The following is a 12,774-nucleotide window of genomic DNA, read 5'->3' as shown; positions in this document are numbered from 1 at the left end:
GTGCTGATCTTGCGATATCGCACCTCGCCCAGTCCGACGTAGAACAGGGCTTCGTGCGCGCGCTCCAGCGCTTCGGCCGGCGGCAATCCTGCAAGCTCAGCCATGTAGCGGACGAACCGCACGCCATTCATATTTCCGATAAACGAGTCGTTCTCAGGCATGTAGCCGACGCTCTGGCGGATCCGCATCCGATCCACCCGCGCATCCAGGCCAAGCACTCGTGCATTGCCGCTTGCAGGCTCGTGAAAGCCGAGCAGAGTGTTGATCAGCGTCGACTTGCCCGCGCCATTAGGGCCAAGCAGGCCGATGGCGTGGCCGTGCATCTCTCCGGTCAGTCCGTCGAGAACGGTGCGGCCGCCGAGCCGCACCGTTAGCCGATCAAGTGAAATTACTCCCATGCTGTTCTCTTACGCGCAGATCACTCCATTTGTTCCGGAGTGGCTGCTCCTTCCGTCTTCTGAGAATGCAGCAGTCTTCCGAGTGTGAGGAAATCAAACCCGAACAGGTTGCTGTTGCTGGCTGCTTCGATCCCAGCATCCTTGCCCCACGCGCAGATCGCCGTGGGACGCGAATCCGAAGCCAGCTTCTTGAGTGCGTCCGCTGACTGCCCGCTCATTTGCGACAGAAGCGGTGTCAGCACCGGTCCAAGATTCTGGTACGCCACAGCCGAGTAGTTTTCATTCTGGTCCACCGGAAGCAGCGCTTTGAAGCTGGCCGAATGGCCCAGCGAATCGCCGGTAGAGTGAACGCGCAGTGCATCCATCAGCAGTGCCCGCGTCGGAGCAATGATGATGTACCCATTTGCGTACGTGTACTCCGCGACCACGATACCCGTCGACGAATTATGCACTGTATGGAAAGTCTGCCCGCCTGCCTGGCTCGCATCAATCGTAACGCCATGCGCATCTTTGCCCTGCAGATGATTGTTCACTGCCTGCACCAGCCGTTCCAGCGTCGCTTCGAATCGCGCGGAATCACGCACTTCGATCACGGCTTTCCACGAAGGCGTCGGCAGCACTGGCCCATCCAGCGCAAAGAGAAATTCTCCGCCAAGATTCCCAGCCAGGTCATTGCGGATATCCACGCCAAGTTCCGACTGTGTCTTGTTCCAGTTCTCCATGCCGTTTTTGTCCGCCGACATCATGGCCATCAGGTCGTCCACAATTGCCGTCGGATCTTTGGAGACGCCGGCCACCGCCAGCGCAGCATTCGTCGAAACAAAATCCAGAGAACCGACCGGTGCAGGAGCACCCAGCCACGAAGCCACGCGCTGACGAGTGCCAGAGAACTGCACGTTCAAATGATTCTCCGGAGTACCATTCGATTCGCGATGCTCCGCAATCAGGTAACGCACATCGGCCATACCCGACGCCTGCAGGAACGCATCGCTATGCTTTCCGCCATGATTCGCCGACCCGGCCAGCATCTGCTGAAGATTGGCAGCCAGAATCACTCCCGCCCCGCGGTCGTAAGCAGCCTTGATCCTTTGTCCAAAATCCGATGCGGCAAATCCGCTCGAGCCGGCATTCATCTGGGCATCAATTGTCTTCAGCGTATCGACGCTATTGGAGAAGATAACCACCTTCGTTCCCACCAGCGCATATGCACCCTTCCCTTGTTGGTCGCCGATTGCGCCATGCAGTGTGCTCTCATCAAGCACCGTTAACGCACCATGCGCTTCGGTGGCAAATTGCTGCTTCAAGAGATCCGCCAGCCCGCTGCGCTGCACATCGGCAACCACCGCGAATCCACTGCCATTCTGTTGCTTCAACGCCACAACCACCATCTCGTCGCCGAGATACTGGCTCAGATCGTGCACCTTGTTCACCAGCGAGTCAAGTTCAGCAGTCTTGTTCTGCTTGCCATTGCTCCACCACTGCTGCAGCACCGGGCTCTGCTTAAGCTGATCCTCAAAAATGGCCTTCGCCTGGCTGACAAAATCACCAAGATTCGGAATGCTGACATACAGCTCGGTGTTCCCAGGCATACGATCAAGCAGATCGCTGCCGTAACGCTGCGGCAAAGGAATCTGCTCGATACGATGTTGCAGTGTCGAAAACTGCGCCAGCAATTCAATGTACTGATCGCGATTCGGACTCCACGCAACCTGCTCGCTCACAGGCTCCGGCGCCAGGTTCTGCGTGGTGGTGTACTCGTTCCCCGCATTGATCATCGACCGCACACCCGCATGCGCTACCTCGACTGAACCTTGCAACACCGCCACGCGCGATCCCTTAATTCCTGAATTCACTGAGAAGACGGTGCCCGTCACTGCAACGCTGCAATCGTCAGTCTTCACATACAAATGACCTGAAGTCCGGTGCGCCGCCTTCACGATCACCGCCCCGTGATCGAGATCCACCGTCATGTTGCGTCCGCGCGCGCCCACACTCACTTCGCTGCGCTCATTCATCTCCACCGTCGAACCGTCAGCCAGCCGCAGAACTGCATGCGATCCGCCCGACGTCCGCAGTTCATCGCCTTCCTTAAGTTCTGCTCCCGCTGCAAGCAGGCGATCGCCCGAAGCCGTGATCAGCGAAGCCGATCCGTCAATCGATTGCACCTCGGCCCGCACTCCGGGTGGAACTTGCCAGTACGCCCTGTAGACAAACAAGCCCGTTGCCGCCAACGCCAGCGACGCCGCCATTGCCCAGCCCATCGCCCACGGCCGCACAGGTTTCCGCGCAGGCATCACCTTGGGGGCCGACCAGTCCACGGCTCCAGATCCCGAGTGGAATCGGCGCAGGCAAACACCGCACTCGCGTAGATGCGCCTTCACCAGCAACGCCCGATTCTCCGGCAGGGTGCCCGCATGATACGCGATCAGCAAGGGCCGCACATTCTCGCAGCTTTCCAGAGCTGCGTCTTCCGCAAATATGATCCCCAGCCTGCCCGCCACCTTCTCCGCAGCAGCTGAAACTTCGCCGTTTCCGGGCTCGGTCTCGCGCATCGTCTTGATCGCCTTATCCAGCATTTCTTCCTGGTTTTTCATCGGTTCCCCCGTTCCATCTCTGCGAGCCGCTTCTTCAGCTTGGCTCGCGCCTGGTGCAGCGTCACAGCCACTACGGCCTGCGATGTGTGCATCAGCGTCGCAACCTCGCGATTGTCCAGCTCTTCCACATAACGCAGTGTGAACATCTCCGCGGCTCGCGGGCTCAGTTCGCCAAGCGCCGAGCGCAACCACTCCACCAGTTCGGTGCCCGCAACCTCTGCTTCAGGCCGCGATCCGCGACCTTGCGAGGCCACGCCTGACGCCAAATCCAGAGGTTCGCTTGCCGCGGCATTTCTCCTCCGCAGCAGGTCGAGCGCACCGTTAATGGCCGCGCGATACAGGTAACTCCCCGCATTGCTGACCACGAATTCGTTGCCCCCAGCCAGCCGCAGAAACACGCTCTGCGCCACATCCTCCGCGTCCGCCATGCTGCCCGTAATGCGGTAGGCGGCCATCAGAACGCGACGATGATGCAAGGCAAACAGGTCGGAAAGACGCTCTCGTGTTTCCACCGGGTGCATGGTTGGACTGGCGATTGCCACGGGTTTGCCTTTCTGACTGTTCATAGAGATGACGTTGGAACCAGCCGAATATTAACCCGGCTGAATGCAATTACGCGAAAACACCCCTTTCGGTTCAGAGCCGGCACAGTTCAGTCTCTATGAATTCTGAGCGGTCAGCGTGCCCGGAGGGGCGACGTTGAAGGCCCAGAGCACCGCTGAAAGCGAAGAGCGAGAGGCTAGGAGCTACGAGCTAGAAGCTAAAGGCTAAAAGCTGCCTTCCGTGCTGTCCTTCCCTACTCCGTCTTCGCCAGCGTTCCAATCAGGTTGTCCCGATTGCGATTGGCAAGGGAATCGGTGCTCCGCAGCACGCGCAGCCACGCCAACAGCGCTAATCCCGCCATGACCAAAAGACACGGTGCTGCCAGCCACCGCTTATCGAAGAAGGAACAGAGGGCCAGCACCACCGCGCCGCACCCTATCACGAAGGCCTGGATCAGCATGCTCACCAGCGCACTGGCTTGCGATCCGCGCTGCCGCGAGATGCGGCCAAGATTCACGCGATACGGCATGCTCAGTGAAAGCAGATTGCCTGCCGCCAGGTTCGTCGGCAGTGCGAACAAGACCCAGGCAGCGGTTGTCGCAAGCAGCGTAAAATCCGGTTCGCCCAGCCGAAGCGTTGCCAGAATCCCGGCAAGAAGCGCCACCATTGCAAAAAGCGCACCATGCATCAGATTCTTCGCCAGCAGCACCGTCCGAATCGGCGTGGGCGAAAGGAATAACATCTGAATCCCGGTTCCTTCCGCTCCCAGGTTGTTGAAGATAATTTGCGTAAACCCCAGCAGCGCATAGCAAACGCACAGCGGAAACGCAAACTGAAACGGACGTCCGCCCACCGCTGTGTTTCGAAAAACTGAACTGATGACGAGCACGGTCAGCAGCGGCGCCCCGATCGCAAACAGCAGCGGCATCGATCGCGGTATGGTGCGAAACTCCTTCTCCATAACCGCGGCAATCGGACCCGAACCATCGATCAGCCACTTGCTGTCGCTCGCGGTCCGTTTTTGCACCGACGGAGCCTCGCTCAACCTCTCGCCTCGATACTCCGCGTGTAGCCGAATCCCAAGCAATGCTCCGGTCCCCAGAATGTAGAAACCCAGCACGCCCAGCGACAACAGAAACTGCTCGGGCTTTTTCTCTTCCGAATCCACGATGATCCCGGCAGCGAGTCCCGGCGGCAGCCACTCTTCCAGCACATGAGCGGTCTTAGCCCAACCCCCGAACTCCTTCAAGATTCTCTGCTGGTTGTTTTTTGCCGCAACTTTGTCTGGCCGTTGAAAGTGAGTACCGCTCCGCAGCGCCGGATTGAACAATTGCAGGCTCAGCATCAACAGCAGGAAGATTGCGCTCACTACCTCGCGGGTCCTGCGCTTGGCCAGCCAGCGGTCCACCCATGCCAGCACGGTCCGTGCCAGCAGAACGTTGAACAGCGCGAAAATCGCCAGCGCAAACGCCGTCCAGCCGAACAAACCAGGCCGCGCCAGCGTCACCCCGCTCAGGATTCCCACGCAGCAGATGCTCCCCAGGATCGTCGGCACATCCACCAGCCCGAACACAAGGTTCAGCACGTAAAACGAGCCGAAGTTCACCGGAAAGCGCAACAGCCCGGCGAGGTCGAACTGCTCCTGAAACGACGCCAGAGCAATGGGCAGCGCCTGCCAAACCAGAAACGCCGTCCAGAATAATGCCGAAAGGAACTCCGCATGCCCGCTCGACAGAAGAGAGTACGCTCCGGCGCCCAGGCCGAAGCCGAGCGAAAGCCCCATGATCGAGTAGACGAGAAAGGCGACCCCACGCGCGCCAAACTCGAACGCACCTTGCACGGAGCGCACGTTATTGGCCAGCATCCGCCAGCGCATCGCGACGAGCGCAGAGAACTGCCGACGAGCCATTCGGCCAATTGGACCGCCTGAGCCCACCGCCGCGTCTTCAACTCGTGCTACGCCAGCCATGACAGCTCCTGCGCCGGCTCCTGCCCGCTCGCTCCCACGATCGAGAGAAACATCTCCTCCAGCGTCAGCCTTTGTTCGCTCTCCGCACCCGGCAGCGTGCTGGCCACGCCGGCGCGCAGTTCCTCAAGAGATCCATTCGCCACCAGCCGCCCCTGGTGAATGATGGCCACGTGACTGCACAGCCGCTCCACAATCTCCAGCACGTGGGTTGTAAGGAAGATCGTCGCACCGCGATTAATCATCCCCTGGAGCATGGTCTTCAGCATCCCTGCTGCAATCGCATCCACACCCTCAAACGGCTCGTCAAGAAACAGCACACGCGGCCCGTGAATCACCGCCGCGGCCAGCGCCAGTTTCTTCTGCATGCCATGAGAGAAATCGGTCACCAGTTTGCGCCGCTCGTCCGCCAGTTGCATGAACTCGAGGAGTTCTTCTGTCCGGCGGTTCACCGTCTCTCTCTCCAGGCCGTACATGCGGCCAACAAAACGCAGATACTCGGGCGCGGTCAGCCGTCCCAGCAGCGCCATCCCCTCGGGAACAACACCGATCTGTCGCTTCAGGTCTAGCGCACCCGCGCTGAAGGGCTTCCCTAGAATCTCGATCGTTCCCGCTGACGGCTCCAGAAGCCCCGTCAGCATCTTGATTGTGGTGGACTTGCCCGCGCCGTTCGGTCCGAGAAAGCCAAAAAACTGGCCGGTAGCTACCGTAAATGTCACATTCTCAACCGCTGTCAGGGCGCCGAAGCGCCGCGTGAGCCCGTGAGTCTGAATCGCCGCTGTTTCCATGTGGGGCAAGGATAACAAGCCCGGCGCTCTGAACCTAGAGCACCCAAGGCATGGCGCCTCAGCTTTTTGTAACCTCCGCATCGAATTCCCGGGGGGTTAAGGGATCATTGTCGCGATCGGTCACATCCACAATTGCGGCAATCTGCGCCGCCAGCTGGGGGTTCCAGCTTCCTTCCGGCACGCGCCAACTCCAGTTCCCCTCGGGAACAGCCGGAGTGTTCATCCGCGCCTCCGATCCAAATTCCAGCAGATCCTGCACAGGCACAATCGCGATCTCCGCCACGCTTCCCGCAGCTGCGCGAATCAACGGCCATGTCGGCCGATTGTTCAGCGGACCAATCAGCGCCTCTACAGCCGCGCGCTCCGTCTTGCCTAAAGTTTTCCACCATCCCACCGTGGTGTCGTTATCGTGCGTACCGGTATAGGCCACCATCCCCGGTACGTACTGGTGCGGCAAATGCATATGCGCGCCCTTGTCTCCAAATCCAAACTGCAGCACGCGCATCCCCGGCATCTCCAGTTCCAGCCGTAGCGCATCCACTTCCGGCGTAATCAGGCCCAGATCTTCCGCCACCAGCGGCAGCGGACCAAGGGCGGCTTCAAGCGCGCGGAACAGCTCCAGCCCCGGGGCCTTCACCCATTCCCCGTTGATCGCCGTCTCTTCATCTGCCGGGATGGACCAGTACGATTCAAACCCGCGAAAATGATCCAGCCGAATCAAGTCATACAACTCGCGCGAGCGCCGAATCCGATCGATCCACCAGTCGAATCCGCGCTCTGCCAGCACCTCCCACCGGTATAGCGGATTGCCCCACCTCTGCCCCGTCGGCGAAAAATAATCCGGCGGCACACCGGCAATATGGATAGGCCTCAGATCCTTATCCAGCTCAAAAATGTCAGGATGCGTCCAAACATCGGCCGAATCCATGTTCACGAAAATCGCCACATCACCGAGAATGCGAATTCCATGCCGCGCTGCGGCTGCTCGTAAATTCGTCCACTGAACCGCAAACGCAAACTGCAGCACCTGTTCCACCGCCAGCATGCGTCCTGCGTCCGCGGCCACCTTCGCCAGCGCCTTGGGTTCCCGCCGTCGAATCCCCTCGGGCCACTGGGTCCATGCTCCTGTGTTAAAGCGCCGCCGCAACTCCGCGTACATCGCGTAATCGGTCAGCCAGTTCGACTCCGCCTGGCAAAACTCCTCAAAGCGCTTCCACTGCGCGGCAAGCTCCGGATCATGCGGGCCGCGATCGAGAAAATTGCCTGCCGCCTCATAGAGCAACGGAAGCTTCCTTGTCTCCACCTGCCCGAAATCCACGTTACCGCCGCGCCCCGCCAGCCCCTTGATCCGGTCTTCCGAAATCCAACCCCAGTCGACCAGGTACTCCAGACTGATCAGGTAAGGATTCCCCGCAAATGCCGACGAGCCCGCGTAGGGTGAATTCCCGTATCCTGTCGGGCAAAGCGGTAGCACCTGCCACACATGCTGCTTGGCCGCCGCCAGAAACTCGATAAAATGATGCGCGGCCGGACCCAGGTCCCCAATCCCTCCATAAGAAGGCAATGAACTGACATGCAGTAAAACACCGGACGAACGTTGAAACTCCATAGCGTTATTATCTCCGACCGTCTGAGAGGGCGCGGTTTTACAGGCCGCGAATAATCATGTGCGCACGGATTCTCTACGAGAGCGACTTCACAGCGTTCGGAAAAACTCGCCTATCAGTGGACGGAAGAAGCGTGGGGCTTCACAGGCCGCAGAAAAACTCGTTGCTTTGAAAGGGCACGGCTTCAGCCGTGCCGTAAGCGGCACAATGTCATTGCCGGCTTTAGCCGCTGAGGCAGGTTCTCCGGGCAATTTGTCAGTTCTTCACCGTTTTTCCGCAGCCGGTTCAGCCCCACGAATAATGGCCATGAAATCAGTGGGGCTTTAGCCCCGGGGCTTTTCAAAGGCGCGCTCAATTGGCCTCTTCCTGCAAGCTGTTCACTAGCACAGCAATCGACGCCAAATTGCGGAATACATTAGCTGCCTCTTAGGCGTGTCGAATCCCCTGAGAACAGCAAAGCCCGCTTCCATCGGAAACGGGCCTTGTCCTTGAAAGGAGAAGTGCTCGAACTACTCGCCAGAGAGCGGGCTTTGCGATTTGGCGTTGATGCGAACCCGATTGTTCTTCTTGTATTCCGCGATGATGTTGTTCGCGAAGATCCCGAAAGCTTCCTGCCGCTTTTCCTCGAGAAGCTGATCGCGCACCTGGTCGAGATTCTTCGCGATATCCGCGTCGCTCGGCTGCTGTTTATCCACCAGCTTTGCCACCACTCCTGTGCGGCCCGCGTTAATTGGTCCGCTGATCGTACCAGGAGCCATCTCGAACAACTGCGGAGCCACCTGTCCAACCGCGCCAAGGCTCGGTACCTGCCCGGTCTGGTCCACCAGGTCGCTGGTCTTCATGCTTGCGCCCATCTCCTTGGCGGCTTTGGCAAGGTCGTTTTCAGCCTTCGCCTTCGCAGCCAGTTCCGCGGTCTTCTGGCTCAACATTGCCGGAACCTGCTCATTGCGGTAGTCGTCCTCAACATGGCTCTTCCAATCCGCGAACGTCGGCGCATGAGCCGGAATAACGCTCTTCACCTGGAACACTGCATAGCCTTCGCCCGTGGGCGCAGACTGCGGCGGATCGGTCGGCTTCGCCGCAAACGCGTGTGAAATTAACTGCGATCCGTCGGGCAGCGCCGGAATCACACCCGACGCATTTACCGGCGGCGTGGTAACCACCTGCAGATGGTGTTCCGCCGCGGTCTTGTCCAGCCCGTTCTTGATCGCTTCCGCAGTCAATGTACGTGCGTAGGCATCCTGTGCGGCAGTCGACTTCTGGCGCATCAGCGTCGCCTGAATCGTCGGCAGCACCTCGGCCAGCGACTGCGCGTGCGCCGCCGTCCGCTCTTCCACCTGCACAATGTGATACCCGTACTGCGTCTTCACGATCTTCGTGTCGCCGATCTTTTGCGTGAAAATCGCCTGGTCAAACTCCGGCACCATGTGCCCGCGCTGCGCAAAACCAAGTTCGCCGCCCGAATCCTTGCTGCCCGGGTCGTCAGAATACTTTTTCGCCAGATCGGCAAAGTTCGCCCCGTGCTGGATCTGCTTCAGAATGTCCTCGGCCTTCGCCTTCGCCGCGGCATCGGTCTTGGCATCGGCGCCCTGGGGCACCTGGATCAGGATGTGCCGCGATTTGGCTTGCTCCGGCACTGAATACTCGCTCTTGTGCGCGTTGTAATACGCCTCGATCTCCTGCTGCGTAGGCTGCTGCACGCCCCCAGGCACATCCTCCGGCGTAAACGCAAAGTAGCTGATGGTCCGCTCTTCGGGCACTGCATTGGCGTAACGAGCGGCGTTCTTCTTGAAGAATGCTTCCAGTTCCGCATCCGTCGGATTGATCGACTTGCGAATATCGTCACCCGAGATCACAGCGTAATCGAATTTGATCTTCGTCCCGCTCTTGACATATTGCTCGCGCGCTTCCTTTTCGCTCACCGACAGCCCTGCCGTCACATACGCCCGCAGCCGCTGAATCGTAATGTCGTGGCGCACGCTCTCTTCGAAATCCGCGACAGACATATCGAACCGGGTGTTGATCAGCGCGGCGTACTGGTCCTGCCCGATGAACTTGCCGTTTGGAAACAGGACCTGGCCAGCCTGGCCCTCGTGCAAAAACTGGGCCACATCATCGCTGTTCGCCGAGATGCCCAGCTTGGCCGCTTCCGCCAATAGAATCTGCTGCTGCACCAGTTGCTGCCCCACCTGCTGCTCAAACAGGCTTACGATCATCGGATTCGATGCGTACTGCGGATTCCGCTGCTGCAGCTGCTGCCGCGCCTGCGCCGATACCTTTTGCTGGCTGATCGCTTCACCACTGGCAAAGAACTTGCTGTACCAGTGCGGATAAACCACTGCATACGTTCCCGCCGATACGGCGCCCTGCCCGGTCAGGCCGGGGATCAGGTAAACAACCATCGAAACCGACGCGGCGGCGATGATCACGACAAAAAGTGCCTTGACGACGCGATTGTCCTGCTGAAGAAAACGAATCATGGGTGGGTTTAAGCCTTCAACTCTCTACGCGCATACTGTGGGGAGCCTCGCCGCCCCGCTGCAGAAATGACAGCATTCCGGGGGCAAATCTCTCTCAAAAAAGCGCAATTCTCGCACGTTGCGATGCAATCCCATTATAAACGACCCCGGCTCCGGTTTGCCGCCTCTGGCCCGCCGGCCCCAGCCATGAATGAATCGCGAGTCCAACCAAAGCACCCAGGCTAAATCACGGATGATCAAGCCGATGGAGTCTCAGGGCAGGTGAAACGAGCTATTCCCTATCCTCCGTCGCCGTGACCTCGGTCTTTTCTCTCTCGAAGTTGAACCGGAGGGTCCAGACGCTGCGCTCAGGATTGCCATTCCGCGTTGGCGGCTTGAACTTCCAGGATTCTGCCGCTCGCTGTGCAAGCCTGGCGAAATAATTCCCAGGGCCATGCGACATATATGCGGCATCTGAAACCGCGCCATCCTGGTTGACCGAAACGCGTATCAGGACCTCGACAGGCCTTCGCATCCCGGAACGGGCGCCCGGCGATACCGTGGGAATCACCCGCTGTGCGACAAGCCCTTCTGTTTTCCCTCTGGGCACCGGATGGTTCACAGTTGATGGCGGCGTCGGCGCTGGTTGCGCTGGAGTGGGAGCGCTTTGAACCTGCGGAGGAACCCCGGTCTGCGGAGCAACCCCCGGTTGCGGAACAACCCCCGGTGGCGGCTGCGATACAGACGGGCTGGCCGCAGGCTGTGTTTGATTTGTGCCTGCCGGAGCGACCTCGGGTTGCGGCGCGGATACAGACGGGCTGGTGGCCGGCTGTGCTTGATTCGTGGCTGGCGGACCCTGAGCCGCCGACTCCTTCTCCGGCGCGGCTGTGGCTGGAACAGACCTATTCTGGCTCGCCACAAGAGGCGGGGTCTCCGTCTTGTGTCCTCGAACCAGCAGAAAGGAAGTCAGCGCAATTACAGCGAGAACGAGAACTGCATACGGAAGAAACCGAAACCGGGATTTTTCCTCGAAGTGCGTAAGGGACTTGGAAAAAAGAACCGGATCGGAATCCTCCGTGTTTTCGAATTCTTTTTCCGGAAAAAGAAGTGCCTCCGGTTCCGGAGGGATCGGATTTTTGGTTGCCGGAATTGGGGTCACTGCGCGGAGGGGCTCATCTGGCGCACGAGGCGGGCTATCTATTTTGACAGGAATCGGGTCTTCTGGAACAGGTACAGATTTGCTTCCCTCGAGTCGTTCTACGATGCTCTGAATCGTGCATCGACGCAGTGGATCAACTCGAAGACATTCCTGCACAATTTCGCGAAAAGGGACCGGCAGCGATTCCGCGGCCTCAGGGTCTTTATTTCTCGCCCGGGTCATCGCTTCCCACAGGGTCATACCAATCGACCAGGTGTCTGCTGCCTTCGTCGCCACTCCACCCATCAACTCGGGCGCATCGTAATTCCCCGGTGTTTCGATGGTTCTCTTGGCTGATCCTGCTTTCAGTAAATCCGCAACTGACAGTTTCGGCTTCGAGTTGGCGAACCAAATGTTCAATGGATTTATGTGGCCGTGAATTACACCATTCTCGTGAAGATAGGAAACTGCATTGAGCACAGGAATGAAAGTCTCTTTGGCCGAGTCGGCTTTGAGGGCTCTGCTTTGAAGGGTCTTTGCAAGAGTCGAGTAGGAACGCTCTGTGACAACGTAGACCAGGTCTCTGCCATCGATGACGCATCGGCCAGCTGCGAATATTTTTACTAAATGTGGATGAGACAGAGCCATTGCGAAATCCCATTGCGCAATGTAGGCGTCCGCCTCGGCGCCACCCGCCGAAATCAGTTCAATGACGGCTTCTTGCAAACCCTGCAAGACGGTAAAGAACAACCCGCGACTCTCTGAGCCTTCCAACCACTCCAGGAGCGGGAACCGTCCTTCGACAACGCGTCCCTCCCACCGCCTGCCAAAAGAAACGTTCTCCATGGAAACCAATTCTATCCAACGACACATTGATTACTGCGAATGCTGTCTGACACAGTCCACCGAAAAGCCAACGGGCACCCCCACTGTTGAGTGCCCGCCGTCTTACATTAGCTTTTTCATGTCTTACAAAGACCGCGAATGTCTTACAGAATTCCGGTTGTCCCACTCTGCGTCTCACAAAGTCTTACCGCCAGTAGTAGTACCCACCCGCGTAGTAATACGGCCGGTAATACACCGGGGAATACGCATATGGATACGGACGATACCCGTATGGATACCCATACGGCGCGCGGCGATACAGATTCGGGCCGCCGGGATAAAGTCCCTGTGCCAACCGCATTGCTTCCTGCTGTGTAACGGGCTGCACCGTGATCGGCGCCGCAAGGTGGAAGCTTACCAGCGCCTCCGCCGGAATCCACACCCCCGGACCCGACG

The 12,774-nt window shown here is 58.9% G+C and carries 8 protein-coding genes and 1 pseudogene; all 9 read right to left on the bottom strand.

Annotated features, from left to right (window positions below; genetic code table 11):
• A partial coding sequence (locus tag WA354_RS18555) for an ATP-binding cassette domain-containing protein (protein WP_472814508.1) occupies window positions 1-398 on the bottom strand: 398 nt, incomplete at its 3' end.
• Window positions 399-418: 20 nt separating this feature from the next.
• On the bottom strand, window positions 419-2,992 hold the full coding sequence (locus WA354_RS18550; RefSeq protein WP_472814507.1) for a FecR domain-containing protein: 2,574 nt from the start codon (window positions 2,990-2,992) through the stop codon (window positions 419-421).
• Complete coding sequence (locus WA354_RS18545) at window positions 2,989-3,534, bottom strand: RNA polymerase sigma factor (protein WP_472814506.1); 546 nt, start codon at window positions 3,532-3,534, stop codon at window positions 2,989-2,991. The genes WA354_RS18550 and WA354_RS18545 overlap by 4 nt, the downstream gene beginning before the upstream one ends.
• 254 nt (window positions 3,535-3,788) lie before the next feature.
• Window positions 3,789-5,504, bottom strand: a complete 1,716-nt coding sequence (locus WA354_RS18540; protein WP_472814505.1) for a hypothetical protein — start codon at window positions 5,502-5,504, stop codon at window positions 3,789-3,791.
• Window positions 5,492-6,307 (bottom strand): ABC transporter ATP-binding protein, encoded by an 816-nt coding sequence (locus WA354_RS18535; protein ID WP_472814504.1) that lies wholly within the window; start codon window positions 6,305-6,307, stop codon window positions 5,492-5,494. Before WA354_RS18535 ends, WA354_RS18540 begins: the two co-directional genes overlap by 13 nt.
• Window positions 6,308-6,347: 40 nt before the next feature.
• A pseudogene (gene malQ, locus WA354_RS18530) lies at window positions 6,348-7,916 on the bottom strand (4-alpha-glucanotransferase); the annotation flags it as partial.
• A gap of 489 nt (window positions 7,917-8,405) precedes the next feature.
• Window positions 8,406-10,376 carry a peptidylprolyl isomerase gene (locus tag WA354_RS18525; RefSeq protein WP_472814503.1) on the bottom strand — a complete coding sequence of 657 codons (1,971 nt, stop codon included), beginning with the start codon at window positions 10,374-10,376 and terminating at the stop codon, window positions 8,406-8,408.
• Between the two features lie 271 nt (window positions 10,377-10,647).
• Complete coding sequence (locus WA354_RS18520) at window positions 10,648-12,339, bottom strand: protein kinase domain-containing protein (protein WP_472814502.1); 1,692 nt, start codon at window positions 12,337-12,339, stop codon at window positions 10,648-10,650.
• Between the two features lie 184 nt (window positions 12,340-12,523).
• On the bottom strand, window positions 12,524-12,774 hold a 251-nt coding region (locus WA354_RS18515), incomplete at its 5' end, for a hypothetical protein (RefSeq protein WP_472814501.1).

This window comes from Occallatibacter sp. (assembly GCF_049802275.1).
Taxonomy (GTDB): Bacteria; Acidobacteriota; Terriglobia; order Terriglobales; family Acidobacteriaceae; genus Telmatobacter.
This window is presented reverse-complemented; position numbering and strand designations above follow the sequence as displayed.